This is a genomic window from Streptomyces sp. NPDC046261 (genome assembly GCF_040646235.1).
In the GTDB taxonomy this organism is placed as follows: Bacteria; Actinomycetota; Actinomycetes; order Streptomycetales; family Streptomycetaceae; genus Streptomyces.
The window spans coordinates 1-26,011 of record NZ_JBEYZU010000025.1 but is presented as its reverse complement, the minus strand read 5'-3'; the positions used below and the strand labels follow the sequence as shown (position 1 = coordinate 26,011).

20 protein-coding genes are annotated in these 26,011 nt (G+C 73.8%); 11 read left to right on the top strand and 9 right to left on the bottom strand.

What is annotated here, in order from left to right:
* Positions 1-57: 57 nt before the first annotated feature.
* On the top strand, positions 58-429 hold the full coding sequence (locus ABZ956_RS28030) for a hypothetical protein (protein WP_361899410.1): 372 nt from the start codon (positions 58-60) through the stop codon (positions 427-429).
* A gap of 54 nt (positions 430-483) precedes the next feature.
* On the opposite strand, the gene ABZ956_RS28025 is transcribed toward ABZ956_RS28030, so the two are convergent.
* Entirely contained in the window at positions 484-1,557 is a 1,074-nt protein-coding gene (locus tag ABZ956_RS28025) for a terpene synthase family protein (RefSeq protein ID WP_361899407.1), read from the bottom strand.
* A 699-nt stretch (positions 1,558-2,256) separates the two neighbouring features.
* Between ABZ956_RS28025 and ABZ956_RS28020 the strand changes: the two genes are divergently transcribed.
* Positions 2,257-3,696, top strand: a complete 1,440-nt coding sequence (locus ABZ956_RS28020) for an FAD-dependent monooxygenase (RefSeq protein ID WP_361899404.1) — start codon at positions 2,257-2,259, stop codon at positions 3,694-3,696.
* Positions 3,697-3,712: 16 nt separating this feature from the next.
* Here the strand turns inward: ABZ956_RS28020 and ABZ956_RS28015 are convergent, their stop codons facing one another.
* Positions 3,713-4,933, bottom strand: coding sequence for a styrene monooxygenase/indole monooxygenase family protein (locus tag ABZ956_RS28015; protein ID WP_361899401.1), 1,221 nt, complete (start codon positions 4,931-4,933; stop codon positions 3,713-3,715).
* Positions 4,934-5,271: 338 nt separating this feature from the next.
* On the opposite strand from ABZ956_RS28015, the gene ABZ956_RS28010 reads away from it, so the two are divergent.
* Together ABZ956_RS28010 and ABZ956_RS28005 are read left to right on the top strand one after the other, a co-directional pair.
* Complete coding sequence (locus ABZ956_RS28010) at positions 5,272-5,655, top strand: RNHCP domain-containing protein (protein ID WP_361899398.1); 384 nt, start codon at positions 5,272-5,274, stop codon at positions 5,653-5,655.
* Positions 5,656-5,681: 26 nt separating this feature from the next.
* The gene (locus ABZ956_RS28005; RefSeq protein ID WP_361899396.1) at positions 5,682-6,107 is read left to right on the top strand and encodes an RNHCP domain-containing protein; all 426 of its coding nucleotides are present in this window, start codon (positions 5,682-5,684) and stop codon (positions 6,105-6,107) included.
* A gap of 58 nt (positions 6,108-6,165) precedes the next feature.
* On the opposite strand, the gene ABZ956_RS28000 is transcribed toward ABZ956_RS28005, so the two are convergent.
* Both ABZ956_RS28000 and ABZ956_RS27995 read right to left on the bottom strand, forming a co-directional pair.
* Positions 6,166-6,666, bottom strand: a complete 501-nt coding sequence (locus ABZ956_RS28000) for a hypothetical protein (protein ID WP_361899393.1) — start codon at positions 6,664-6,666, stop codon at positions 6,166-6,168.
* A gap of 163 nt (positions 6,667-6,829) precedes the next feature.
* Positions 6,830-7,960 (bottom strand): hypothetical protein, encoded by a 1,131-nt coding sequence (locus tag ABZ956_RS27995; protein WP_361899390.1) that lies wholly within the window; start codon positions 7,958-7,960, stop codon positions 6,830-6,832.
* A 236-nt stretch (positions 7,961-8,196) separates the two neighbouring features.
* Here ABZ956_RS27995 and ABZ956_RS27990 point away from each other — a divergent pair, with 236 nt between their 5' ends.
* Together ABZ956_RS27990 and ABZ956_RS27985 are read left to right on the top strand one after the other, a co-directional pair.
* Positions 8,197-9,189 carry an alpha/beta hydrolase gene (locus ABZ956_RS27990; protein WP_361899387.1) on the top strand — a complete coding sequence of 331 codons (993 nt, stop codon included), beginning with the start codon at positions 8,197-8,199 and terminating at the stop codon, positions 9,187-9,189.
* A 219-nt stretch (positions 9,190-9,408) separates the two neighbouring features.
* Positions 9,409-10,989 (top strand): phosphodiester glycosidase family protein, encoded by a 1,581-nt coding sequence (locus tag ABZ956_RS27985; RefSeq protein WP_361899385.1) that lies wholly within the window; start codon positions 9,409-9,411, stop codon positions 10,987-10,989.
* Between the two features lie 72 nt (positions 10,990-11,061).
* On the opposite strand, the gene ABZ956_RS27980 is transcribed toward ABZ956_RS27985, so the two are convergent.
* Positions 11,062-12,105 carry a hypothetical protein gene (locus ABZ956_RS27980; protein WP_361899383.1) on the bottom strand — a complete coding sequence of 348 codons (1,044 nt, stop codon included), beginning with the start codon at positions 12,103-12,105 and terminating at the stop codon, positions 11,062-11,064.
* A gap of 95 nt (positions 12,106-12,200) precedes the next feature.
* Here ABZ956_RS27980 and ABZ956_RS27975 point away from each other — a divergent pair, with 95 nt between their 5' ends.
* Entirely contained in the window at positions 12,201-12,623 is a 423-nt protein-coding gene (locus ABZ956_RS27975; RefSeq protein WP_361899380.1) for a MarR family transcriptional regulator, read from the top strand.
* On the opposite strand, the gene ABZ956_RS27970 is transcribed toward ABZ956_RS27975, so the two are convergent.
* Positions 12,620-13,246 (bottom strand): NAD(P)H-dependent oxidoreductase, encoded by a 627-nt coding sequence (locus ABZ956_RS27970; RefSeq protein WP_361899377.1) that lies wholly within the window; start codon positions 13,244-13,246, stop codon positions 12,620-12,622. The genes ABZ956_RS27975 and ABZ956_RS27970 overlap by 4 nt on opposite strands.
* Before the next feature lie 120 nt (positions 13,247-13,366).
* Between ABZ956_RS27970 and ABZ956_RS27965 the strand changes: the two genes are divergently transcribed.
* The 4 genes from ABZ956_RS27965 to ABZ956_RS27950 all read left to right on the top strand — a co-directional run bounded on the left by ABZ956_RS27965 (position 13,367) and on the right by ABZ956_RS27950 (position 17,507).
* Positions 13,367-13,711 (top strand): MerR family transcriptional regulator, encoded by a 345-nt coding sequence (locus ABZ956_RS27965; RefSeq protein ID WP_361899562.1) that lies wholly within the window; start codon positions 13,367-13,369, stop codon positions 13,709-13,711.
* A gap of 42 nt (positions 13,712-13,753) precedes the next feature.
* Entirely contained in the window at positions 13,754-14,191 is a 438-nt protein-coding gene (locus tag ABZ956_RS27960; RefSeq protein ID WP_361899375.1) for a hypothetical protein, read from the top strand.
* Between the two features lie 76 nt (positions 14,192-14,267).
* Positions 14,268-15,047 carry a lysophospholipid acyltransferase family protein gene (locus ABZ956_RS27955; RefSeq protein WP_361899371.1) on the top strand — a complete coding sequence of 260 codons (780 nt, stop codon included), beginning with the start codon at positions 14,268-14,270 and terminating at the stop codon, positions 15,045-15,047.
* Between the two features lie 198 nt (positions 15,048-15,245).
* Positions 15,246-17,507, top strand: coding sequence for a DNA/RNA helicase domain-containing protein (locus tag ABZ956_RS27950; RefSeq protein WP_361899368.1), 2,262 nt, complete (start codon positions 15,246-15,248; stop codon positions 17,505-17,507).
* 4 nt (positions 17,508-17,511) lie between these two features.
* Here the strand turns inward: ABZ956_RS27950 and ABZ956_RS27945 are convergent, their stop codons facing one another.
* From ABZ956_RS27945 to ABZ956_RS27935, 3 genes are all read right to left on the bottom strand, one after another.
* Complete coding sequence (locus ABZ956_RS27945; protein ID WP_361899559.1) at positions 17,512-20,106, bottom strand: SpoIIE family protein phosphatase; 2,595 nt, start codon at positions 20,104-20,106, stop codon at positions 17,512-17,514.
* Positions 20,107-20,426: 320 nt separating this feature from the next.
* Positions 20,427-21,839: a M1 family metallopeptidase gene (locus ABZ956_RS27940; RefSeq protein WP_361899365.1), complete on the bottom strand. Its 1,413-nt coding sequence runs from the start codon at positions 21,837-21,839 to the stop codon at positions 20,427-20,429.
* Entirely contained in the window at positions 21,836-25,786 is a 3,951-nt protein-coding gene (locus tag ABZ956_RS27935; RefSeq protein WP_361899556.1) for a Pls/PosA family non-ribosomal peptide synthetase, read from the bottom strand. The genes ABZ956_RS27940 and ABZ956_RS27935 overlap by 4 nt, the downstream gene beginning before the upstream one ends.
* Positions 25,787-26,011 lie beyond the last annotated feature (225 nt).

Here is a 26,011-nt window from a genome sequence, read left to right as displayed (position 1 = left end):
GGGGCCGGGGCCGTACGCGAGGTCCCGGTACTGCCCGTCCCATCCGTGGAGGTGTCCGTGTACGCAACCGAGCTGGCAGCCAAAGCGCTCGAACCTACCGCCGAAGAGGAGCGTCTGGCCGAGGACTACGTCACCGTCCTCGGCTCTCTCTCCGCCATGGAGCAGGCTTTGCGCGAAGGCGCCTGGCACCGCCTGCGCGACGAAGTCGACCAGCTCATGAGCGCCGCCGAGGACATGTGGGCCGGCCTGCCGGCCCCGGACGACGACGGGGAGAGCACCGGACAGGAGGCGGACAGCGACAAGATCCGGCAACTGGTCGCCGTCTACGCCCAGCCCTACGCGGTCGGCCGCGCCCTCTACCCGACCACGGTCATCGAGGACGCGCAGGTCCGGGCCGCGGTGGAGGAGGAGAACGCGGCGGCCGGCTGACCCGCCCCGCACCCGGCCGGCGGGGCCCGGCCGGGCGCCCGGCCCCGTCACCGCTCACGCCTCGGCGAGTCTGCCCACGGGGGTGGCGTGATCGGAGGCGTAGCGGGGTGCTTCGCGCATCCAGTCGAAATGTCCCCCCACCCAGGTGTGCAGGCACTGCGCCAGGGAAAGCGTGGCCTCACGAGGGCACAGCGGCGTGCCCGGCACCGGCAGGCGGATGGCCCGCCGCTGCTGGGGGCCGGGTCCGCCCAGCGCGCGGTCGTGGGTGGCGAAGTCGAGGGCGTCGCACAGGCCGGGCAGGCGCGCCCGCAGATGGTGGAACTCCGCCGCCCGCCGCACCACTTCGGCGCTGACCTGGCCGATGGCCTGCCGTTCGGAGAGCCCGTGGTGATCGCGCAGGATGATGACGGCGTTGTAGGTGTCGCCGACCGCATCCTCCTTGTCGTGGGAGACCAGGTCGTTGCCGAGCACGGTCAGATCGCAGGCCAGCGTCTGCAGCCGCCGGATGTCGGACTGCCGGTACACACCCGCGGGGACCTCGAAGCCGCCGGAGACCTCGTACATGTCCAACACGGGCGTCAGACCGATGGACGCCCGGCGGATCCGCAGATAGGCGCCGATGGAGGAGGGCGTGGTGCCCCGGTGCCGGTCGACGGCCTCGGCGAGATTGGCCCACAGGTAGTCCATCCAGTGGCCCGCCGCCCGGTGGCGCCACTGCCACGACATGCGGGCGCTGCTGTCGGCCCACAGGTCGGCCAGCATCGCCACCGCCGGAACGGACCGGTCGTGCAGGGCCGGTGGGATGTCCGGGTCCAGGATGTCCACCATCTGCTGGATGAACGGGGCCGCCTGGGCGGGGGCGTCGAAGAAGAGTTCTTCGACAAGGTTGTCGAAGTAGAAGAAGAAGCACATCTGGTCGACGGCGAGGTCGTACCCGCCGCCCCGTGCGTCCGGAGCGGTGTAGCCGACCAGCTTGCCGGGTTCGGCAGCGCGTATCCGCTGCCAGCGGACCGGGTCGTCGGTCACCCGGTACCGGTCTCCCCACCGGCGTTCCCGGGCGTACGCCCGGCCGGGATCTGGGTTGACCGAGTGCGGGAAATCGACCGGAATGATCACATCTTGGGGCATGGCCACCTCCTGGGCCCGCGGCCCTCCTGGTGGGAGACACGGCAACGCTGCGACGCATGGCATTCCCCTCCCGGTGATCGTGACGGTGCGCTGTCACAATGTGCCGTGCACCGGCGGGGCGGCAACGGGTGCATGCGGCAATGATCGAGGCGCCCGGCAGGCGGATGCGCGCCGGGCAGGGGAGACGGGCCGGCGCGGAGCGGGAGCGGGCACGGACGTGGCCGGACCGCTCGGCTCCCGTGGCGGCGGGTCCGGGGACCAGCCGCCGGTCCGGGCCCCGAACGGTCTCGATCCGGCGCCGTACTGGATCACAGTTCTCCGCTCCCCCTGCCCGCTGAGCCCGCACGTCGTCCCGGGGCGCGAGGGGACTTTTTCGGTCCTGCTCCCGCCCCGGTCCTGGCAAGGTGTGTGCCCGTTCCATAAAGGAACTAAAGCGAACTCGGTCCGGGCTCAGGTGTATTGGAGTGAGGGGCGCACTCGTTCGCGGCTGCATAGTCATCCGCCCTAGTCCACGCGCCCCTGAGCGCGCAGGTCAGGGCGTGGCTCCGGAACCCCTGTCCGTGGGGTGAACAGCCCCGGCGGCGCGGCGGGTCCGGCGCCCGGTACGGTGATCGACGTCCGGGGAACGGCGCCGCGCAAACGTCCCGCCGGCCCCCGTGGGTGCGACGGGCCGCAGCGGCCGGGGAGATGAAGGTGGACATGTCGAACACACAAGCGCAGGGTCAGGTGCCGGTGGACGGCCGGCGCCCGGACGGCCGTTCACCACGGCACGTGGCCGTCATCGGGGGCAGCCTCGCGGGCCTGCTCGCCGCGCACGTGCTCAGCGCCCACGCCGACAGCGTGACCGTCATCGAACGCGACCGCTACCCCGAGGGCCCCGAGCACCGCGCGGGCCTGCCCCAGGACCGGCACACCCACGTGATGCTGGAGAGCGGGCAGTGGGCGCTCGAGGCGCTGCTGCCGGGCATCGGGGCGGAGATGCTCGCGCACGGCTCGCCGCGGGTGGGCATGCCCAGCGACATCGTCCAGTGGCAGGCGGGCAGCTGGTTCCGCCGCACCCCGGCCACCGCGCACATCCTCACCGGCTCACGGCCGTTGACCGACCACCTGGTACGCCGCCGCGTCCTGGCCCACCCCCGCATCAGGACGCTGCAGGGCACCGAGGTCACCGGGCTGACCGGGGACCCCGGCCGGGTGCGGGGGGTCCGGCTGCGCGAGCGCGGGGCCGCGGCGGCGCGCCAGGAGGAGCGCACGCTGGAGGCCGACCTCGTCCTGGACGCCACCGGGCGATCGTCGCGCGCCGGCGCCTGGCTGTCGGCGATCGGGGCCGAACCGCCGCGCGAGGAGACGCTGGAGACCGGCCTCGCCTACGCGACGCGGTTCTACCGCACCCCCGATGACGCCGAGGACGCGCCGCTGCGGGGCATCTACATCGTGCCGAACCCCAACCAGCCGCGCGGCGGCATCGTGCTGCCCATGGAGGGCGGCCGCTGGTCCGTCATCCTCTCCGGCCTGCGGGGCACGGAACCGCCCACCGACGAGGCCGGGTTCCTGGAATTCGCCACCCGCCTTCCCCACCCCGTGCTCTACGACTGGCTGCGGAAAGCCGAACCGGTCTCCGCCATCCACGGCTTCCGCAAGACCGCCAACCTGCGGCGCCGCTACGACCTGCCGGGCCGCCGCCCGGCCGGCTTCCTCGCCACCGGTGAGGCCCTGTGCGCCTTCAACCCCGTCTACGGCCAGGGCATGTCCGTCGCCGCGCTCAGCGCCGTCGCCCTGCGCGACGCCCTCCAGGACCCCCGCCGCACGCCCACGACGCGCCGCGTGCAGCACGCCCTGTTCGCGGCGGCCCGTCAGGCCTGGGACATCTCGGCGGGAGCGGACAAGCACATGCCCGGCGCCATGGGCAACGCCCTGCGGCCCCGGGCCGTCGACCGGCCCGCCGACTGGTACCTCCAGCGCGTCCAGGAGCGTGCCACCGGAGACCCCGTCGTCGGCAAGGCGTTCCGGGCCGTGCTGTCCCTGACCGCCCCGGCCACGTCCCTGTTCAAGCCGTCCGTCGCCAAGGCCGTCCTCTTCGGCCCGGACCCCCAGGCGCCCGCCGAGCCGCCCATGGAGCGGGAGGCGCCCGCACGGTGACGGACCGTCACGGCGGTCAGCGCACCGTCGCGAGGTAGGCGTCGGCCGCGGCCGGGTCGAGCAGCCACTCGCCCTGGGAGGGGTTGGCGTAGACCGCGGCGAAGCGGCGGGCGACCTGTTCGTTGTCCGCCGCGGCGGCCATCACGCGCTGGAGATGGGGCCGCGGCCCGAGCATCGCGGCGGTGAAGGCGGCGGTGTGCCGGGCGTGCTGCCAGAACGTCTCGAACGTCTGGCGCATCCACGGCGCGTCGAAGGGCGCCTCGCCGCGTTCGTCGATCGCGCGCAGGTAGACGTCCGCGCAGCGGGCGGCGTTGTTGGCGCCCTGCCCGGTGATCGGGTCGTTGAGGACGACCGCGTCCGCCATCCCCAAGACCTCGCCACCGCCCTCGAGGGGGGCGACGGGGTGACGGACCACGGGCGTCACGGCACCGTAGAGCGTGCAGGTCTTGTCGGTCGGTTCCGCTTCCGCGCACAGCGCGTGTTCCCAGGGCGCGTACTCCCGCAGCAGGCGCAGCGACCGTTCCAGGTGCTCGTGGGGCGCGGGGCGGTCCTGCCAGCAGTCGAAGGGGCCGCCCGGTACCGCTTCCCACAGCAGGATGGTGCAAGTACCGCTCGTGGTGAGGGCCGGCTGCAGGAACGCCTCTCCCACGCCGGGCACGATCAGGATGCGGGTGTGCAGTTCCGCCGGCGCGGGCGGCGCCTGCACACCGTGCAGGTAGACACACGACAGGGTGCGTTGGGGCCGGTCGAAGCACGAGCGCGCCTCGTCGCGCGGGAAGACGCCGGACAGCTCCCCGCGCCCGGCGGCGACGATCGTCAGCTCATGACGGTCCGCCAGCCGGCGTAGCCCGGCCCGGTCCACGGCGCGGTACTCGACGTGGCCGCCCCGCTCCTGGAACAACTCCAGCCAGCCGGCCAGCTTCACCCGCTGGTCGACCGACTGCTGGGCCTGGTCGAGCCAGCCGGTGAAGGCCAGTGCCGCCTCACCGGGCGGATCGATCACACTGGCCCGGACCGCCCGTACCGACGGCGTCTGCCGCTCCCACAGATGGAGCCCCGCCTCCCGCTCGATCTGCAGCGCGGGCCCGAACATGGCCTGCGTCGACAGCACATGACCGCCGCGGATCTCCTCGGCCGTACGGTCCGACACGACCGTGACCTCGTGCCCGTGGTCCCGCAGCCCCAACGCGAGCTGTAACCCCGCCTGTCCCGCTCCCACGATGGCGATCCGCCGCATGCGGTCCCCTCACTCCTCGGCCCCGACCAGGGCGCCCGGCCGGCGCCGCGCCGTTCCATCGTGCTACAGGGCGCCGCTACCGGACAGAGGGAGTCGGCGGCCGCGCGGCCCGTCCGGCGCCACCGGAAATTCCGTGGCGGCCCGCCGCGGGCGGGTGTTACGTTTCCGGCAGATCCACTGGTCCTCCTTCGGGCGCCCACGCCCTGAAAGCGGTGATTATGCCCTGGCCCGCGCCGAGCGCGCCTCGACGTTTCGCGGACCTTCGTTCCCGCTGTCCTTGAGGAACGCTCGGCCGTCTCCTGCTGTCATCACGACCTTTCCAGCAAGGAGCACCCCGGGTGTCCAGCCATCACACCGCTCGCCGAAGCGGTCCCAGTCCCTTCCTGAAGACCGACACCTTCACCTGCGTCAGGTGCGGTCTGACCGTCTCCACGCTCGCCGCCGACGGCAGCCGCCGCAACCACTGCCCGTCGTGCCTGCACTCCCAGCACGTCCACGACCACGTCGAGGGCGGGCCGTCCGAGTGCCGCTCCCGCATGACACCGATCGCCATCGCCGTGCTGCGCACCGGCGACTGGATGATCATTCACCGGTGTGTGCGCTGCGACGAGCTCACGTCGAACCCGGTCTGCGCCGACGACAACCAGCTCATCCTCATGCGCATGGCCGTCCGGCCGCTGGCCCAACCGCCGTTCCCGCTCGAAGCGTTCGGCGAACTCTGAACCGGGCCGACGGAAAGAGACACGACATGCCCCGACGCAAGAACACCCCACGGCGGGCGGCGCGGCGGCGCCCGCAGCGGCACAAGGACGTCCTGCACGCACACGGCGCTCACCAGGCCGACGGCTTCCGGTGCGCCGGCTGCCGGCTGGACGTGCCCCTGACCGCCCCCGGCACCGCTCACCGCAACCACTGCCCGACCTGCCTGACCAGCCTCCATGTCGACCGCCGCGTCCCCGGGGACCGCGCGGCCTCCTGCCGCGGGCGCATGGAAGCACTGAGCCTGTCGGTACGCCCGGACGGCGAATGGCTGATCATTCACCAGTGCCTGTCCTGCGGTGAACTCAGTGCCAACCGCATCGCCGGGGACGACAACGCCCTCGCCCTGATGCGCCTGGCGCTCAGACCGCTGAAGGACACCACCGTCCCCAGCCGGGCGCTGCTCACCCTGTAGCAGAGCCGCGTCCTCCGGCCGCGCGCGGCCGGAGGACGCGGACCCGTCAGCCGGAGGCTCAGCGCATCCAGATGGTGGTCCTGGCCACCACACGCGCCGTCCTGGGCTGGTCCGGGTCGCCGTACCGGACCTCGACCCGGGGGTGCGACCTGATGAACTCACGGTCGGCGATGACCACCTGCCGCGGGTCCCGGACCGTACGGGTGGCGATGTCGGTGTCGAGGAACCAGCCGAACTCCTTGGTGGCCGGCGCGTAGAGGAAGAACGCCCCGCCCGAGTACCTCCGCGAGACCCTCTCCTCGTCGAGCACCAGCGCCCAGTACGCCACGCGGTGTCCCGCCGGGTACATGAACCGCTTCTCGGCCTTCAGCCCTTCCAGGTCTATCCCCTCGAAGGGGTTCTCCTCGGGTGCGGCGGCCGCGGCGGTCGGGGTGGCCGGGGCGACCGGGGCGGCTATGGGTGACGGGGCCGCGGCCTGGGCGCCTTGGGCGACCGTCAGGCCCAGCGTCACGGCGGCAAGGGCCAGGCCGGCGGCGCGGAACGCAAGTCGAGCAGACATCTGTTGTCGTCTCCAGTTCACGGGGTGCGCGAAAGCGCCACACATCTCCTGTGTGATCGCGTTGCTACGGCAAGTGATCTTCGCCCGGGTCCGTGCCGCCCGCAACGCGACGAGAAGGAATCCGGCCATCCGCCACCGCCGCGCGCCACCCGCCCGGCCGGGCTCAGGGGACGATGGCGACGCGCAGGAAACGCGGCCGGTAGATGCTCGCGCGACGGATGACGTCGTCGGGCACGAGGCTGTTGACGTTGTACGAGACGACGAGCTCGCCGCGACGTTCCAGCTCGGGGTGCTCGTGCGGGTTGTACGCGAAGACGTTCGCGTTGCGGTACGTGCCGTGCGGCCCGGCCTCCGGCGCCGTGTACACCGTCCGCGGCCGGGTGAACGGCCCGTACGGGGTACGGGACCAGGCGAGCTGCGTCTCCGCGCTGAACGGCTGGTCCGCGCGCTGGGTGAACAGGGCGTACCACCCGCCGTGCCGCACCACGCTGAGCTCGTCCGAGGTCCGCAGCGCCAGGCCGCCGGGCCCCGCCAGGCGCGCCGAGCGCGCCTCGCGGGGCGACCAGGAGCCCCGCGCCGTCCGGTACCGCCAGGGCCGCCGCAGGTCGCTGCCCGCGACGCGGGCGAGACGGAGGAAACTGCCGCCCGACGGGCCCTGTTCGGTGCCGTAGATGTACGTGAAGCCGCCCTGCCGCTCCAGCCACGCGCCCCACGCCGTACGGGCCGAGGACGGCAGCGGGGTCAGCGACCGCGGTCGGCCCGGCTGCCCGGGTCCGAACCTGGCCAGGACGTTCCCGCGCCAGGCCACGTCCAGGGGCCCGGCCCCGGTGCGTGCGTAGCGCGCGTACACGACCGCCACACCGCCACGACCGTCCGGGACGCCGGCCCGCGCCCAGTACCAGTCCCCGCGGCCGGCACCACCGCCGCCGGAGACCACGGACGTGGGCCGGCCCGACCGGTCCCGCCCCGTGACGGTGCGCGGGCCCCGCGCGGTCCACAGCACGAAACTGTTGTGGACGAACGGCGTCGTGCCGCCCTCGCCGATGGCGGGGGAGCGGGAGCCGTCGGGCCGTACCGTGCCGAGGAAGGTGTCCGAGAAGACCCACAACTGGCCGGCGGGCGTCGGCACGGAGTACGTGCTGTCCCCACCGGTCCAGTGCCGCGGCGAGCCGGCCCGCTCGGCGTAGGCGCCGAAGGCATTGTTCAGCGCCGTCGCGGGCCGCACCCCCACCACGCGGGGCGGCCCGGTGTCCACCGACGCCGATGCCCCGGGCGACAGCAACAAGCAGGCCACGGCCGCCACCGCCGCCGGCCGCCACCCTCGTCGGTTCCTCTTCACGTCCCCGTCACGACAAGGGACAACGAGCCACCCCGGGCAACGGTTGCTCACCTTTGGTACGAACCGGTCACCGACCGCCCGTGCCGCCCCGGCCAACCGCGAGGCGGAACTAAGCGGTTGCCCGGGCCGTTGACCGGGCCGGGTACCCCATCCCCAACCGGGCCCGGCACGGGCAGATGGCAGGAGGACATGTGACCAGCGCGGTCGAGCACAACTTCGTCGAGGTGAACGGGGTCAGGCTGCACATCGCCGAACAGGGGCGGGGGCCGCTGGTCCTGCTGCTGCACGGCTTCCCGGAGTGCTGGTACTCCTGGCGGCACCAGTTCGCGCCGCTGGCCGACGCCGGCTACCGCGTGGTCGCCCCCGACCAGCGGGGCTACGGCCGCAGCGGGCAGCCGGCCGACATCGACGCCTACAGCATGCTGCACCTCACCGGCGACGTGATCGGGCTCATCCACGCCCTCGGCGAGGACACCGCGGTCGTCGTCGGCCACGACTGGGGAGCACCGGTCGCCTGGACGACGGCCCAGCTGCGCCCCGACGTCGTACGCGGCGTCGTGGGCCTGAGCGTCCCACCGCTCCCGCGCGGCCCCGTCGCCCCCCTGGTGGGCCTGCGCCCCCTGCTCGGCGACGGCTTCTACCAGATCTACTTCCAGCAGCCCGGCGTCGCCGACGCCGAGCTGGCCCAGGACCCGGCGGCGACGTTCCGCAGCCTGCTGGCCGGCGCGTCGGGCGACAGCCCGCAGACCGACCCGCCGCGCCCCTGGGTCATCCCCGACGGCAGCACCCTCCTGGACACGATGCGGGAGCCCAAGGAACTGCCCGCCTGGCTCACCGAGGAGGACATCCAGATCTTCGTCCGCGAATACGCCGAGCACGGCGACCGCGCCTTCACCGGCGGCCTGAACTGGTACCGCAACCTCGACCGCAACTGGGAACTGCTCGCGGCCTTCCACGACCGCGGCATCGACGTCCCCGCCCTGTACATGGCGGGCGACCGCGACCTCGTCCGCTCCTTCCCCGGCATGGACCAGCTCCTGGGCTCTCTGCGGGAGACGGCCCCGAGGCTCCACGACAGCGTGACCCTGCCCGGCTGCGGCCACTGGACCCAGCAGGAGCGACCGGACGAGGTGAACGCGGCGCTGCTGGACTTCCTGGCGCAGTTGCCGGCCGGCAAGGGCTGAGGCCGGCCCACTCGTCCCTCCTCGTCACACCCGGCTTTCGCCCCCGGCCCTGGCGCTGTGGGCAGCCGGTGAATCTTCCCGCTCAGTGGTGCACGGCCGCATCCTGTTTCCGCCCCATTACGCCATGCTGAGCTGAGCGTTCTCGTGCGCGACACGCTGTGCGTCCACGCTGTGGCCACAGCCCGCGACAGGACTCCGAGAGGGCAGGGGAGAGAAGTGGTGAAGATCAGACGTAGGCGCTGGTCGGCGCTGACGGCCGGCCTGGTCATGCTGACGCTCGTTTCGCCCGCCACGGGCACGCAGGCGCGGGCGGTCGCTCAACCGCCCGTCCAGCGCCTGCCGTTGGGGGACGCGGGTCTGCCGGAGACGCGCTCGACCACTCAGGTCGCCCCCGGGGTGACGTGGACCAGGATCAAGCGGGGGCGTACCGACGCGCGCAACCGCTGGACCATCGAGGTCGCGCTGCTGCGGGAGGAGGCGTCGGCCCGGGCGCTGGCCGAGCGCCTGGCCGCGGCCGGCTTCCCGCCCACCGTGAGCCGCGTCGACGAGCGCCCGCAGGACCTTCCCTCGTCCTCGCCGTGGGGCTGGCGCGTACGGGTCGGCGCGCTCGCCGACCAGGCGGCTGCGGCCCAGCTGGTGCGGGACCTGAGGGCGGCCGGATTCCGGCCCGCGCGCACGTACTTCACCGGGGAGGACATCACGGCGCGCACCGGCCCCTGGGTGGTCGACGTCCTGCGCGTGTCCGCCGGGCAGCGGCAGCGGATCGAGGCACGCCAGTCGCTGGACCGGCTGCCCGGCGGTGAGACCCTCGCCGACATGGTCCGGCGCGCGGGCGGCATCGCGGGCGTCAACGGCAGCTACGGATCGGACGAGGAGGACGGCACCTTCGGGGACGTCGCCGGGCTCTCGGTCGTCGACGGCCAGTTGCTCAGCGAGGCGGTGCGGGGGCGCAGCGCGCTGATCCTGCCCTCCGAGGCGCGCGTACGGCCCTCGGTCCAGCAGCTCACCACCACCTTGCGGGTGCGCTCCGCCGACGGCGCCCAGCGCGAGGTCGACGGGCTGAACCGCGCCCCCGGCAAGATCCGCTCCTGCGGCGGCAGCGGCGGGGACCGGCCCACCGAGCGCCCCCGGCACGACTCCCTGTGCACCGACGACTCCGAGATCGTCCAGTACACCGGCTTCTTCACGGGGCAGATCCACGCCGGGGACGGCGTCGCGGCGGTCCTCGGCCGGGACGGCACGGTGCTGGAGGTACGGGACCGCAGGGGCGGCACCGTACCCGCCGACGCCACGGTGCTCGCCGGGACCGGCGACGGCGCCCAGTGGCTGCGCGACCACGCCAGGCAGGGCACGGTGCTGACGGTCTCCAGCGCCGCCCTGAACCAGCAGCGCCGGCCGCTGACGGCCGTGGCGGGGCGTGGCGTGGACGCCGTCTCGGGCGGTCCGCAACTGCTGCGCGACGGCCGCGTCGTCGTGCCCGCGGACGCCGAGGGCTTCAACCACCCGGAGGATCCGGGCTTCTACGACTACTTCGCCACCCACCGGCACCCGCGCACCCTCGCCGGCATCACCGCCGACGGTTCGCTGCTGTTCGTCACCATCGACGGGCGCCGCCCCGGCTACAGCTCGGGGGCGTCCTTCAAGGAGAGCGCGGCCGTCATGAGTGCCCTCGGCGCGGTGGACGCCCTCAACCTCGACGGGGGCGGCTCCACGACCATGGTCGTCGGTGACCGTGTCGTCAACCGGCCCTCGGACAGTACGGGGCCCCGGCTGATGGCCAACGCGCTGATCGTCCGCTGACGTCGCCCGGGCCGGCGCCCGCGGCGCGGCCGCGGGCGCCGGCCCTTTGCTCACCGGCTGCCCGCGGTCGGGTCAGACGCCGACGGCCTCTTCCATCTCTTCCTCGGCGTCGGCGCCGGCGCCGGCTGAGCCCGTGGTGACGGGCTTGGCCGGCCGCCGGTTTTCGGCCGCCCAGGCGAGGGCGGTCACGGTCAGGCCGGCGATGAGCCACAGGACCAGCGTCAGGACATGGCCGCCCAGGCCGATGCCGTCGAAGTAGGCGAGGCCGCGGGTGCCTTCGACGAAGGCCGCGCCGTTCCAGACGTCGTGCAGCGGCGCGAAGAAGCCGTTCTGCAGCTCGGGCCGGAAGATGCCTCCGGAGCTGGTGAAGTTGAGCATGACGAACAGCACCATCATCCCCAGCGTCGTCCATCGCTTGAGGAAGGTGTGCAGCCCCGTGCCGATCAGCAGCACGCCGGCGGAGTAGAGCCACGCCATCGCCCACAGTCCGCCCAGCCCGTGGTCGACGAGGTGGAAGACCGGGCCGGCCAGCACGACGCCGATCACGCTGACCACCAGGGAGGTCGCCCCGGCCAGCAGGGCCCGTACGCGCAGGGGCAGGACCGCCCCGGCTCCGCCGATCACCGCGACGGAGGCGTAGGAGCCGATGCTGAGGGCGACCAGGAGGAAGAAGATGCCCTGCCCGGTCGGGTCGTCCTTCGCGGGCGGCGCGATGTCGGTGACCTTCAGCGGGGCGCCCTGACGGGCGGCGACGGGCGTGAAGACCTTCTGCACGACGGCGGCGGTGGTGTCCGAGCCGGCCGAGGCGACCAGCAGCTCCGGCGTCCGTTCGCCGGGGACGTACGCGCCGAATATGTCCTGGTGGCGCAGCTGGTCCTCGGCTTGCGCCCGGTCGGCGACGGTGTGGACGGCGAGGCCGTCGCCCGCCTTGTCGGCGAGGGTCCGGGCCAGGGCCTGGGCGCTGGGGCCCGAGCCCACCACGGCGACCGGCAGGTCGTGCGGTGCGGGGTGGGCGAACGCGCCGAGGTAGGCCAGGCCCATGCCGACGCACATGAGCAGCGGGGTGAGCAGGTGGGTGAGGACATGGCGCAGGGCGCCGGCTGTCGCGGATTTCATGGTGTTTCCTCGGCCCCCGGGAGGGGATGGTTGGTATTTACAACTACTTCATTAAGTTGTACTCTACAACCAGATGAGGAAAAGAGGCCATCCCCATGTCCGACCGCGACGAGTCCCTGGAGACCATCCAGCGCGAGCTGACCGCCTTCGCCCGGCGTTCCCGGGCCGTGGCCGCCCGCATGCACCCCGAGCTGTCGCTGGTCTCCTTCGCCCTCCTCGCCCACCTGGAGGACCGGGGTGGATGCCGGGCCGCCGACCTCGCGGACCGGTTCATGCTCAACAAGTCCACCGTCAGCCGGCAGGTCGCCGACCTGGAACGCCTCGGCTTCGTCGAACGCCGCCCCGACCCCCACGACCAGCGGGCCCAGCTCCTGCACCTGACCGCCCGGGGCGCCACGGCCCTCGCGCAGGTCAGCGACCATCGCCGCACGGCCTTCCGGGAGCGTCTCGCCGACTGGGACGAGGACGACCTCGCCCGCTTCGCCGCCTACCTGCTGCGCTACAACACCGCCTACTAGCCGACGGCCTCCTCGTGCGCGAACCGGGCGAACGGGGCCTCACGCTGGAAGAACGTCTTGGCGCGGATCGTCGCCCGCTCGTCGTCCCGCACCTGGCCGGGCCGCGAACCGTTGCCGAACAGCACCCCGCCGAAGCGCATCCCCATGTACGCCGCCGAGTTGTTGAGGGTGGTCACCAGCCCGTCGGCGACGGCCTCGTCAGGGTCCGCCATGACCGTCACCCCCCACAGGGTCCGGCCCGCCATCCGCTCCTTGAAGTCCGAGCCGGGCGCCGTCAGCCAGCCCGACCAGTAGTCGAGGTAGCGCTTGGTGTGCGCGGAGAGGGTGTACCAGTACAGGGGCGAGGCGAGGACGATGTCGGTGGCCTCCAGAGTGGCCTGCCGCAGCGCCTCCTCGTTCTCCCCGGCCTGCCAGGACTCGCTCTCGTGCCGCCCGTCCTGGAAGTCGGGCAAGGTCAGCCGGGTCAGGTCCACCCAGCGCTGCGGTATGCCGGCGGGCAGTTGCTGGGCGGCGGCCCGCGCGAGGATCTCGGTGTTGCCGTCGGGGCGGGAGCTGCCGAGGACGAAGAAGAACGAGCGGTCGGCCGCCGCTTGATCATCACGTTGAACAACAGAAGAAGTCATGCTTCACTCCAGCAGTTACTGACGTCGGCACCGTAGGGGCGTGCGCGGAATGTTCGCGCATGGGGTGACGTTAAGGCTTCACATTGATGTGAAGGTCAAGTGCGGATGGGCGGGGGTCACATGCTGATCGGGGAGTTGTCCCGGCGTACCGGGGTCAGCCCGCGGTTGCTGCGGTACTACGAGGCGCAGGGATTGCTGGAGGCGAGCCGCGGTCCGAACGGTTACCGCGTCTACGAAGAGGGCTCGGTGACCACCGTGCGGCAGGTGCGTGCCCTGCTGGAGGCGGGCCTGTCCACCGAGGTGATCCGCGCGGTGCTGCCGTGTGCCCGTGGCGAGGAGCCGGAGTTCGCCATGTGCCAGGACCTGCGGGCCATCCTGGACCGTGAGTTGGCGGCCACGGAGGCACGCATCGACGGCCTCGAACGCCGCCGCAGCACGCTCGCCGGCTTCCTCGCGAAGACCTGAGCGGCCGCCCGATTGTCAGTGGTGGGTGCCAGCATGGCCACCATGACTCCTCTTCTCCTGACCGACATCGAAGAAGCCGTCCGCAGCAGCTGGGACGCCGATACGTGTACGCCCGAGTACCGGGACCGCTGGAGCCCGGACAATCCCGCCCGGGACCAGTGCGGGGTGACCGCCATGGTCGTCAACGACCTGCTGGGCGGCGAGCTGATCCGCGGAGAGGTCCGCGTGGACGGCGAGCAGACGGACTATCACTGGTGGAACCGGCTGGGTATGGGCGTCGAGATCGACCTCACCCGTGAGCAGTTCGGGCCGCACGAGACGGTCACGGGTGGCACGGTCATAGCCCGGCCGCCGCGGCTCGGGCGGCTGAGGGAGGAGTACGAGCTCCTGCGCGACCGGGTCGAGGAGAAGCTCCGCGCCCGGTTGGGGGAGAAGGTCTCCTCACCGGTGTGTTCCGGCCGGGGAGGAGTGGCCGAATAGACGCTCTCCCCATGATCCCCCGCCCCCTACTACCGTGCCTCGGCGCGGGGGGTTACTCGGGTGAGGGGCTCACTGGATGTTCTATTTCGCGTTCAAATCCGTGGTGTTGATACCGCTGCTGCGCTGGCTCTTCCGGCCGCGCGTGGAGGGGCTGCGGCATGTGCCGCAGACCGGCGCGGCGATCATCGCGGGCAACCATCTGTCGTTCTCCGACCACTTCATGATGCCGGTGATGGTCAAGCGCCGGATCACCTTCCTCGCGAAGATGGAGTACTTCACGGGGCCGGGCCTCAAGGGCCGGCTGACCGCCGCGTTCTTCCGCGGCATCGGGGCGATTCCGGTGGACCGGTCGGGCAAGGAGGCGGCGCAGGCGGCGGTCGACACCGCGCTGGGGGTGCTCGGCCGGGGTGAGTTGCTCGGCATCTACCCGGAGGGGACGCGCTCGCACGACGGGCGGCTGTACAAGGGGAAGGTCGGCGTGGCGGCCATGGCGCTCGAGTCGGGCGCGCCGGTGATCCCCTGCGCGATGATCGGGACGTTCGAGTCCCAGCCGACGGGGCGGCTGCTCCCGCGCATCGTGCCGATCACCATTCGGTTCGGGGAGCCGCTGGACTTCTCCCGGTACGCGGGAATGCACGACCAGCGTGCGGTACTGCGGGCCGTCACGGACGAAATCATGTACGCGATCCTGAAGCTGTCGGACCAGGAATACGTCGACACGTATGCGTCCGAGGCCAAGGCGGCCCTGCACGCCGTGCGCCCGCCCGCCGGACCGGCCGACCGCCCGTGGGGCGCGCGCCCGGTGCCCGAGGCGGGGCACCTCGAGGCGGACAGCAGCAGGTCCGCGGCGGCCTGACCCGGCCCGTGCCCCCGGTACGGCCCGCTCCGGCGGGGCCGTACCGGGCCCGCCGGGCAAGCTTCCGCACGAAAAGAAATACCCCGGACCGATTGACGGCCGGGGTATTTCTCTGCGTATATTGGGGGTTTCCATGTCCTGGTGAACTCAGGGCATGGGGAAGCTTTATGAGGTCATGATATCCGTGCGGGAGCTGAATTGTCAAACGAGGAATTGCGACAGGAGCAGGAATTCATCGACCTGCTGCACCGGCGCCTCGCCGAGCTGAGGGCAGGAGCCGAGGCCGCCGTGCGGGACGCGCTGTCGCTGGGCACGAGCGGCTTTCAGGCGCGACTGGAGCGCGATGTGCTGGTGGCCGAGCAGTCCGGGCTCCTGGCCGCCTTCAACGCGGGGGAGAACGGGCTCTGTTTCGGACGGCTCGCCTTCCGCGACGGCCGCGATCACCACATCGGCCGCATCGGCATCCGGCGCGACGACGAGGACCACACCCCGCTCGTCGTCGACTGGCGCGCCGAGGTCGCGCGCCCGTTCTATCTCGCCACCGGGCACACCCCGATGGGGCTGCGCCGCAGGCGGCACATCACCACCGACCGGGACCGGGTCACGGCGCTGCACGACGAGATCCTGGATCTCGCCGACACCGTACGCACCGGTCACGAGGGCGCCGACGCGGACGCCGTCCTCCTCGCGGCGCTGGACGCCGCGCGCACCGGCCGCATGCACGACATCGTGCAGACCATCCAGGCCGAGCAGGACCGCGTCATCCGCGCCCCGCACCGCGGCGTCCTCGTGGTCGAGGGCGGCCCGGGCACCGGGAAGACCGTCGTCGCGCTCCACCGCGCCGCCTACCTGCTGTACGCGCACCGGGAGCAGCTGGCCCGCCGTGCCGTGCTGATCGTCGGGCCCAACCCGGCGTTCCTCGGCTACATCGGAGAGGTGCTGCCCTCGCTCGGCGAGACCGGGGTCCTGCTCGCCACACCCGGCGAGCTCTTCCCCGGCGTGACCGCGACCGCGACCGACACCCCCCGGGCCGCCGAGGTCAAGGGCAGTGCCGCCATGGCCGGCGCCCTGGCGCGCTTCGTGGCGGACCGGCAGCGGCTGCCCGACCCGGTCATCGTCATCGACCACGAGGACGGCGAGCTGCGGCTGGACGCGGACATGGCGCGCGAGGCCCGGCGCCACGCCCGTGAGACCGCCCTGCCGCACAACCTCGCCCGGCCGTACTTCGCCTTCCGCGTCATCGACGCGCTCACCGCCCAGCTGGCCGACCGTATCGGCGCGGATCCGTACGGCGGTCCGAACTTCCTCGGCCCGGACGACATCGCCCAGCTCGGCAAGGGGGTCGCCGCCAGCGCCGAGGTGCACGCCGCCATCGAGGAGCTGTGGCCCGTCCTCACCCCGCGGCAGCTGGTCGCCGACTTCCTCGCCGACCCCGTCCACCTCCCGGACGCCGACGCGCGGGCCATCCGCCGGCCGGCGGACCACGACGGCGGCTGGACCCCCGCGGACGTCCCGCTGCTGGACGAGGCGGCCGAGTTCCTCGGCGAGGACGACTCGGCGGCCCGCGCCGCCGCCGAGGCCGAGCGCCAGGAGCGGATCGCCTACGCGCAGGGCGTCCTCGACCTGTCCTACGGCTCCCGCACCCAGGAGTTCGAGGACCGCGACGACGAGGACGCGGAGGTGCTGGCCGCCCACGACCTGGTCGACGCGGAACGGCTCGCGGACCGGCACGAGGAGGCCGACCACCGCAGCGCCGCCGAGCGCGCCGCCGCCGACCGCACGTGGGCCTTCGGCCACATCATCGTGGACGAGGCGCAGGAGCTGTCCGCGATGGCCTGGCGGTTGCTGATGCGCCGTTGCCCGACCCGTTCGCTGACCCTGGTCGGCGACCCGGCGCAGACCGCCGAACCGGGCGGCTGCGGCGCCTGGGAGACGATCCTCGCGCCGTACGTCGGCGACCGCTGGGAACACGTCCGGCTCGGCGTCAACTACCGCACACCCGCCGAGATCATGGAGGTCGCGGCAGGGGTGATCCGGGCCGCCGACCCCTCCTTCGAGCCGCCGTCGTCCATCCGCTCCACCGGCATACGGCCATGGGCCCGGCACACCGACGACCTGCCCCGCGCGGTCGCCGAGGCCGTGGAACGGGAGAGCCGGCAGGACGGCCGCCTCGCGGTGATCGCCCCCCGCCGTCTGCACGCCGCCCTGTCCGCCGCCGTCCCGGCCGCCTCCGCCGGCGCGTCCCCGGACCTGACGAGCCCGGTCGTGCTGCTCGACCCACGCCAGGCCAAGGGGCTGGAATTCGACACGGTGATCGTGGCGGAGCCGCGGGAGTTCGGCGTGAGCGATCTGTACGTCGCGCTCACCCGGGCCACCCAGCGGCTGGGCGTCGTCCACACGGGGCCGCTGCCGGCCGGACTGCACGGGCTCGCGGCACCGGAGCCCGTGGGCGCGCGGTAAGCGCTCAGGACAGGGGCTGTTCGGCCCAGATGACCTTTCCGCCGGGGGTGTAGCGGGTGCCCCAGCGCTCGGCGAGCTGGGCGACGAGGAACAGCCCGCGGCCGCCCTCGTCCTCGTCGGCCGCGTAGCGCAGGTGCGGTGAGGTGCTGCTGGTGTCGGAGACCTCGCAGATCAGGGCGCGGTCCCGGAGCAGGCGGACGCGGATCGGGCCGGAGGCGTGGCGGATGGCGTTGGTGATCAGCTCGCTGATGACCAGCTCGGTGGTGAACGCCGCCTCCTCCAGGCCCCACCGCGACAGCTGCGCGGTGATGTCGGCGCGCGCCCCGGCCACGACCGCCGGGTCCGAGGGCAGCTCCCACTCGGCCGTCTGGTCGTCCGCCAGCACGCGGGTACGGGCCACGAGCAGGGCGATGTCGTCGGTCTGACGGGCCGGCAGCAGCGCCTCCAGGACCGCCTCGCAGGTCTCCTGAGGGTCCCGGCCGGCCTGTGCGAGGGTCTCGTGCAGGATCCGCAGCCCGGCGTCGATGTCCCGCCGGCGGTCCTCGATGAGGCCGTCGGTGAACAGGACGAGGTTGCTGCCCTCGGGCAGCCGCAGCTCCGCGGCCTCGAAGGGCAGACCGCCCAGGCCGAGCGGCGGTCCCGCGGGCAGCTCGGGGAACTCCACGCTCCCGTCGGGGCGCACGAGGGCCGGCAGGGGATGACCGGCCCGGGCCAGGCTGCAGATCCCCGTGGACGGGTCGTAGATCGCGTACAGGCAGGTGGCGCCCGCGATCGTGGCCTCCTCGTTCGCCGCGTCCGCCTCCTGGTCGATGCGGCCGACCAGTTCGTCGAGGTGCCCGAGCAGCTCGTCGGGCGGCAGGTCGAGGGTGGAGAAGTTCTGCACGGCCGTGCGCAGCCGGCCCATCGTCGCGGCGGCGTGCAGTCCGTGACCGACCACGTCGCCGACGACCAGGGCGACGCGCGCCCCCGGCAGCGGGATGACGTCGAACCAGTCGCCCCCCACCCCCGCCTGGGCCGGCAGATAGCGGTAGGCGATGTCGAGGGCGTCCTGTTCGGGCAGGCCCCGCGGCAGCAGGCTGTGCTGCAGGGTCACGGCCATCGCGTGCTCGCGGGTGAAGCGGCGCGCGTTGTCGATGGACACCGCGGCCCGGGCCGCCAGCTCCTCGGCCAGGGACAGGTCGTCCTCCTCGAAGGTGCTGCTGCCCTCCGACCGCCAGAAGTTGACGATTCCCATCAGCACCCCGCGCGCCTTGAGCGGCACGGTGATCAGGGAGTGGAAGCCGAAGTCCATGATGGCCTGGGTGCGTACGGTGTCCTGGGTGCGCCAGCCCGAGGAGCCCTGCAGGTCGGGTACGAGCACGGCCCGCCCGCTGCTGAAGCCCTTGGCCTGCGGGGTGGGCGCGGCGAACCGGTGCACCTCGCCCGCCCGGTACAGGGGATGGTCGTCGCGGATGCCGCTGAGCGCCACGCGGCGCAGCTCGGGCGCCTCGCTGCCCACCCCGGCCCGGGGCTCCTCGCCACGCAGGACGGGCTCGGCGAGGTCGACGGAGACATAGTCGGCGAAGCGGGGGGAGGCCACTTCGGCGAGCTCCTCGGCCGTGCGCTGGACGTCGAGGGTCGTGCCGATGGCCACGCTCGCGTCGTACAGCAGCCGCAGGCGGCCGCGCGCGACCTCGGCCCGCCCGGCGAGGGCACGCAGCTCGGTGGAGTCACGCAGCGTGGCCACGCTGCCGGGCGGCCCGCCCCGGCGGTCGGTGGGCCGGTTGTTCACCGCGAGCAGCAGCTCCCCGACGGGGATCACCTCGTCGGTGGCCACGCGACGCGACACCAGCAGTTCGGCCATCCGGGGGTCGAGGCCGAGCTCGGCCACGGTGCGTCCCTCCACGTCCGGGGGCAGGTCCAGCAGCCGGCGTGCCTCGTCGTTGGCGAGCAGCAGCCGCCCGTCGCCGCTGACGATGACCACGCCCTCGCGCACCGCGTGCAGCACCGCGTCGTGGTGCTCGTACATCTGGGTCATCTCGGCCGGGCCCAGGCCGTGGGTCTGGCGCCGCAGCCGCCGCGTGACCAGCGCCGTACCGCCCGTCGCCAGGGCGAGGGCCGCGGCGCCGGCCCCGATGACCACGGGCAGCTGCTGGTCCACGGCGCTGCTCACGGAGCTGACCTTCAGGCCCGAGGACACCATGCCGACGACCCTGCCGTTGTCCGTCACCGGGACCACGACCTGCAGTTCCTCCCCGAGCGGGCCCTTGACGTCCTCGACGGTCACATGGCCGCTCAGCGACGGCTCGATGGTGCCGACGAACTTCCTGCCGATCTCCCGGGGGTCGGGGTGGGTGTAGCGGATGCCGTCGCGGTTCATCACGACGAGGAAGTCCACGCCGCCCTGTCTGCGCGTGGCCTCGGCCAGCGGCTGGAGCACCGCGGCCGGATCGGGCCCGCGCATCGTCTGCACCAGGCCGGGCGAGTGGGCGAACGCCTCGGCCGCGGCCAGGGAACGGTCGCGCGCCGCCTGGAACCTGTCGCTGCGCGCCTGCAGCACCAGGGCGGTCCCGGCGGCCACGACGAGCAGCAGCACGATCAGCACCTGCAGGATGAACATCTGCCCGGCGACGCTGCGCGTGCTCGCCCCCTGCCACAGGCGCCGCAACGACGGCAGGCGCGAGCCATCGCGCTGCCGCCGCTCACGCCGACTGCCCGGGCGCCGACCGGCGAACCAGCGGCCCGAGGGCCCCCGGGAGCGGCCCCGGTTTCGGGCCATACCCCATTGTCTACCCCGCGCGCTGCGGCGGCGCGAACGGTACGCGCCACGCCGGTCGCACGGAACGGGGCCGGACACGACCCCCGGATGCCTTGGCCAAGGGTTGACGGGGGCCGGTCCCCTCGGCGGCCGGGGGCCGTCCGACGGGCGTGACGGGCCGGTCACCGCCCGTTCTCGCCGAAGGCACCGGGCAGGCGCCGCTCGAACAGCCACGGATGGACGACGTCGCCCAGCTCCCGTCCCGCCGTGGCCTGCGCGTGCCGCAGGAACGCGGCGGTGTCCACGGCCGTGCCCCGGTGAGCGGTGTGCCAGGTGCGCAGGATCGCGAAGAACACCTCGTCCCCGACCGCGCGGCGCAGCGCGTGCAGCGCACAGGCGCCGCGGACGTAGACGCGGTCGTCGAAGAGGTGGCGCGGTCCGGGGTCCGCGACGCGCAGGTCCTGCCGGCCGTCCGCCAGTTCCCGCCACGCCTGCCCGGCCAGGGTGTCCGTGGTGTGGCCCCCGGTGTGCTGCGACCACAGCCACTCGGCGTACGTGGCGAAGCCCTCGTTGAGCCAGATGTGCCGCCAGTCGGCGATCCCCACGCTGTCGCCGTACCACTGGTGGGCGATCTCGTGGGCCATGAGCGTCTCCCACCCGCGCCGGCCGTCGAGGTGGTTGCGGCCGAACGCGGCGAGCGTCTGGTTCTCCACCGGCACGTCCAGATCGGCGTCGACGACGACGGCGCCGTAACTCTCGAACGGGTAGGCGCCGAAGAGGGTGGCGAAGAACCGCAGCATCTCCGGCTGACGCCCCAGGTCGTGCCGGGCGCGCTCGGCGAGGTCGGCGGGGTGGAAGTCCCGTACTGGCACCGGGCCGGAGTGCGGTGGGCCCTCGTCGGCGGGCACCGGTTCGGGGGTGAAGCGGCCGGTGTGGACGGCCGCGAGGTAGGAGGCCATGGGGCTGGGGTGGTGGTACGTCCAGCTCTCCCGGCCGTCCGGCAGTGGTTGACGGGCCGTCAGGGTACCGTTGGCCACGACGTGGTGGCCGGCCGGTGCCGTGACCGTGATGGTGTAGACGGCCTTGTCGTCCGGGCGGTCGTTGCACGGGAACCAGGACGGCGCGCCGAGGGGCTGCGAGGCCACGAGCGTGCCGTCGTGGACGTCCCCGGTCCGGTCCCAGCCGATGGGGCCGAACGGCGTACCGACCGGCTGGGGCCGCCCCTCGTACCGCAGGTCCAGGACGCACCGGGCGCCGGGTTCGAGGGGCCGCCGGAGGGGGAGGCGGACCTTGCCGCGCCGCTGGTGGACGGGCACGGGCCGCCCGTCCGCCAGCGCGGCCCGCACGGTCGGCCCGGCCAGGTCGAGCTCGACGTGGCCGGTGCGGTGGTCGGCGACGGCCTCGATACGGGCCCGCCCCTCCAGCCATCCCCGTGCGGGGTCGTAGGCCAGGCGCAGCTCGTAGGCGAGGGTGTGGTGCCCGTCGGAGCCGTGCCGGGGGAAGTAGCGGGAAGCGGCGGTCGCCCGCGGGCCCGTGCCCGTCGCGGCCGCGGCGGGGGAGTGGCGGCCGGACAGCAGCCGGCTGCGGAACGTCATGCCCCCTCCTCCTTGTCCCCGGTCCGGCCCGCGATGGGATTGCCGGCCCAGCGCGTACGGGCGGGAACGCTTTCGCCGCGCATGACCAGGGAGGCGGGGGCGATGGCGGTGTGCTCGCCGACGGCGGTGCCCGGCAGCAGGATGCCGTGCGGGCCGAGACAGGCACCGTCGGCGAGACGGACGGTGTCCATGCGCATGATGCGGTCGTGGAAGAGATGGGTCTGCAGCACGCAGCCCCGCCCGACGCCGGCCCCCTCGCCGAGGGTGACCAGATCGTTCTCCGGAAGCCAGTGGGTGTCGCACCACACGCCCCGGCCGACGCGCGTGCCCAGGCTGCGCAGCCACCAGTTGAGGACGGGGGTGCCGGTGCAGGGGCCGATGAGCCAGGGCACGGCCAGGGACTCCACGAACGTGTCGTACAGCTCGTTGCGCCACACGAACGCGCTCCACAGCAGGTGCTCGCCGGGCCTGAAGCGGCCCATCAGCAGCCACTTGGCCGCCGTGGCCGTCAGGGCGGCCACGACGCCGGCCGCCGCCAGCAGCGGCCCGGCCACGAGCGCGGCGAGCACCGGGCCGCCCCTGCCGAGCGCGGCCAACTCGCCCACCGTCACGGCCACCACGAGCGCGGCGAAGCACATCAGCGGCACCAGACGGCACGTCTCGACCGCGGTACGGGCGGCCACCAGTCGTGCCGGGGGCTCGAAGGTGCGCCCGGGGTCCGGGTGGGCGGGCGTCCGCGGCAGCGGCAGCGGCGGCCGGCCCAGCCAGGAGGTGCCGGGGGCGCCGTGCTCCGGGGCGTCGGACAGGACGCCGACGAGAGCGCGGTCGGCGACGGTGCGGCCGGCGGCCACGATGCCGGAGTTGCCGACGAAGGCCCGCCGGCCGATGCGCGCCGGCCCCAGCACCAGCCGGCTGCCCCGCAGTTCGTAGGGGGCGACGAGGGTGTCGTCGGCGAGGAAGGCACCGTCCTCGACCGTGAGCAGGGAAGGCAGCGGCAGGACCGTGGAGATCTCCCCCCGTCGGCCGATCCGCGCGCCCAGCAGGCGCAGCCAGGGCGGCGTGGCCAGGGAGCAGTAGAGCGGGAAGAGGCTGCCGCGGGCACCGCCGACGAGGCGGGTCACCAGCCAGGCCCGCCAGGCGACGCCCCCGCGGGCCGGGTGGCTGCCGGGCCGCAGACCACGCCCTGCGGCGCGGACCACCGCGGCGACCACCAGGACCTGGCAGACCACGGTCACCACGGTCAGGCCGGGCACGGCCATCAGGAGGGACAACCCCGCGGAGGAGAGCCGGGGCTCACCCTGGACCAGGAAGTACGCGGCGACGAGCGAAGGGGCGGCGACGAGCACACCGAGCATCGGCAACCCGATCAGGGACAGTCCGTACACGGCGGCCCACCACCGCCGGTGGTCCCGGCCTGCGCGTGCCGTCTCCTGTGGAGGCGGGCCGGGCCCCGCCGCCCGGTCGCCGCCGGCGCGTGGCGCGCCCCGCGCGCGTGAGCCCTCCGGCGTCGTGCCTGCCGGGGCCGGGGTGCCGGGGCCCTGTTGCGCGGGGGCGCTGCCCGTGCGCCGGTCACCGTCGGCGCGCGGCGCCTGCCGTGCCGGTGATCCCTCCCAGTGCGTGCCTGCCGGGGCCGCGGTGTCCAGGCAGGCGCCGGGCGCCAGTTGTGCGCCCGGGCCCAGGCTCGCCCCCGGCATGAGGACCGCGCGGTGCCCCACCCGGGCACCGGCACCGACCCGCACCGGGCCCACGCGCAGCGTCGCGCCGTCCAGCCAGTGGCCGGCGATGTCGGCCTCCAGTTCCACGGCACACCCGTCACCCAGTTCGGCCAGACCCGTCACCGGCGGGAGGGTGTGCAGCTCCACGTCCTCGCCCACCGCGCACCCCAGGGCCCGGGCGTACCACGGCGCCCAGGGTGTGCCGAGGACGGCGGGGACGCCGAAGGAGGCGACGGCGCGCTCGGCGGCCCACAGCCGCAGGTGGACCCGGCCGCCGCGCGGGTACGCGCCCGCGCCGATGCCCCGCGTCAGCAGGCGGGCGGCGGCGGCGCCGACGGCGAGCCGGGCGGGCGCGCTGAACAGGAGGATCCAGCCGGCCAGGAGCAGCCACCAGGAGGTGTGCGGCGCCCACGGCGTGGGGGAGAGCGCGGTGAGCACATTGCTCACGGTGGCCACCGCCACGACCGTCCGCAGCCCGGCGATGCCGTAGAGGACGCCCAGGACGAGCAGTTGGGCGACGCCGGTGCGCCGCGGCACGGGAGGGACCGCGGGGGTGGCGGCGGGGTGCCGGGAGGCGGGCGGGGCGAGGGAGTCGAGGTGGGCCGCCATGTCACGCAGGACGGGGTGGCGGTAGAGGCCGGCGACCGAGACGCCGGGGTGGTGCTCGCGCAGGGCGGAGGCCATGCGGGCGGCGGTCAGGCTGGTGCCGCCCAGGGCGGTGAAGTCGTCGTCCTCGGCGGGCCGTACGCCCAGCAGCTCCTCCCACACGCCTGCCAGGGCGGCGGCCGTGCCCCGCGGCCCGTCGGCCGGGGCGGGGGAGGGCCGCGGCGGCCAGGGCAGGGCGTCACGGTCGGCCTTGCCCGAGGCACGCGTGGGCAGGCCGTCGACCTCGACCAGGACGGGCACGAGCGCGGCGGGCAGCCGCTCGCCGAGCAGCGCCCGCGCGCGCCGGCGGGGATAGGAGCGGCCGGGCACGACGTACCCGACGAGCAGCGGGTCACCGGCCGCAGTGGTGCGCACGGCGGCGGCCGCGCCCCGCACGCCGGGCAGGGCGCTCAACGCGGCGTCGATCTCGCCGAGTTCCACCCGCAGGCCACCGATCTTGACCTGCTCGTCGGCCCGGCCGGCGAAGACGAGCCCCTCGGGGTCGGCCCGGACGAGGTCGCCGGTGTGATAGGCGCGCCGGGTGCCCAGGGCCGTGGAGGGCCGGAAGCGGTCGCTGTCCTTGACGGGGTCGAGGTAATGGGCGGCGCCGACCCCCGCGATGACCAGTTCGCCCTCCGCGCCGGCCGGTACGGGCTCGTCCGCCCGGTCGACGACGGCCAGGTCCCAGCCGTGCAGGGGCAGGCCGATGCGTACGGGCCGGCCGGGCAGCAGCCGGGCGGCGCACGCGACGACGGTGGTCTCGGTGGGCCCGTAGGTGTTCCACATCTCGCGGCCGGGCACCGCGAACCTCTCGACGAGACCGGCGGGGCACGCCTCGCCGCCGACGATCAGCAGCCGCACCCCCGCCAGGCACTCCGGCGGCCACAGCGCGGCGAGCGTGGGCACGGTCGAGACGACCGTGATGGCGTGCTCGGCGAGCCACGGCCCCAGTTCATGGCCGGAGCGCACCAGCGAGCGTGGCGCCGGGACCAGGCAGGCGCCGTGCCGCCAGGCCAGCCACATCTCCTCGCAGGAGGCGTCGAAGGCCACCGACAGCCCGGCCAGGACCCGGTCCCCGGGGCCAAGCGGCCTCTCCCGCAGGAACAGCTGCGCCTCGGCGTCGACGAACGCGGCGGCGCTGCGATGGGTGACGGCGACGCCCTTGGGCGCGCCGGTGGAGCCGGAGGTGAAGATGACCCACGCGTCGTCGTCCGGCAGCGGCGCGCGCGGCAGGTCTCCCATGGCCGACGCGGGGCCTTCGGTGAGGGAGCCGTCCGGGCCCACGACCAGGCACACGCCGGCCTCGCGAAAGACGGTGGCGGCCCGCTCGGCGGGATCGTCGGCGTCCACGGGCACATAGGCGGCGCCGCAGCGCAGCACGGCCAGCAGGGACAGATACATCTCGGTGGTGCCGGAGGGGATCCGGATGCCGATCCGGTCGCTGGGACCCGCCCCGGCCCGGCTCAGCCGCGCGGCCCGCCGGGCGACTTCGGCGCACAGGGCGCGGTAGGTCAGCACGTCGGTGCCGGTGTCCACGGCCGGCGCGCCGGGGTGCGCGGTGGCGGTGGCGTCGAGGACGTCCAGCAGGGTACGGGCCGGGGGCGGTGGGCCGCCGGCGTACCGCCCGGCGTCGTTCGGCGGGCTGTTCGAAGGCGTCGCGTCTCACCCCCAGTCGTTCACTGCTGCCGGTGCGCCGCCCCGTGGGACGGCCCCCGCACGGTCCCTCCTACGACCGTAGGCCGGGCGCGGCGGGGGCCGCGTCGGCACAGGAAATCGCCCTGTTGGCGGCCTGGAGGTTGTTGTAGCGGCCGT

What these genes read in the sequence shown, in the direction of transcription:
- ABZ956_RS28025 (WP_361899407.1), bottom strand. Translation starts at nt 1,557, where the DNA reads ATGCCCCAAGATGTGATCATTCCGGTCGATTTCCCGCACTCGGTCAAC.
- ABZ956_RS28020 (WP_361899404.1), top strand. Translation starts at nt 2,257, where the DNA reads ATGTCGAACACACAAGCGCAGGGTCAGGTGCCGGTGGACGGCCGGCGC.
- ABZ956_RS28015 (WP_361899401.1), bottom strand. Translation starts at nt 4,933, where the DNA reads ATGCGGCGGATCGCCATCGTGGGAGCGGGACAGGCGGGGTTACAGCTC.
- ABZ956_RS28005 (WP_361899396.1), top strand. Translation starts at nt 5,682, where the DNA reads ATGCCCCGACGCAAGAACACCCCACGGCGGGCGGCGCGGCGGCGCCCG.
- ABZ956_RS28000 (WP_361899393.1), bottom strand. Translation starts at nt 6,666, where the DNA reads ATGTCTGCTCGACTTGCGTTCCGCGCCGCCGGCCTGGCCCTTGCCGCC.
- ABZ956_RS27980 (WP_361899383.1), bottom strand. Translation starts at nt 12,105, where the DNA reads ATGAAATCCGCGACAGCCGGCGCCCTGCGCCATGTCCTCACCCACCTG.
- ABZ956_RS27975 (WP_361899380.1), top strand. Translation starts at nt 12,201, where the DNA reads ATGTCCGACCGCGACGAGTCCCTGGAGACCATCCAGCGCGAGCTGACC.
- ABZ956_RS27970 (WP_361899377.1), bottom strand. Translation starts at nt 13,246, where the DNA reads ATGACTTCTTCTGTTGTTCAACGTGATGATCAAGCGGCGGCCGACCGC.
- ABZ956_RS27965 (WP_361899562.1), top strand. Translation starts at nt 13,367, where the DNA reads ATGCTGATCGGGGAGTTGTCCCGGCGTACCGGGGTCAGCCCGCGGTTG.
- ABZ956_RS27960 (WP_361899375.1), top strand. Translation starts at nt 13,754, where the DNA reads ATGACTCCTCTTCTCCTGACCGACATCGAAGAAGCCGTCCGCAGCAGC.
- ABZ956_RS27955 (WP_361899371.1), top strand. Translation starts at nt 14,268, where the DNA reads ATGTTCTATTTCGCGTTCAAATCCGTGGTGTTGATACCGCTGCTGCGC.
- ABZ956_RS27945 (WP_361899559.1), bottom strand. Translation starts at nt 20,106, where the DNA reads ATGTTCATCCTGCAGGTGCTGATCGTGCTGCTGCTCGTCGTGGCCGCC.
- ABZ956_RS27940 (WP_361899365.1), bottom strand. Translation starts at nt 21,839, where the DNA reads ATGACGTTCCGCAGCCGGCTGCTGTCCGGCCGCCACTCCCCCGCCGCG.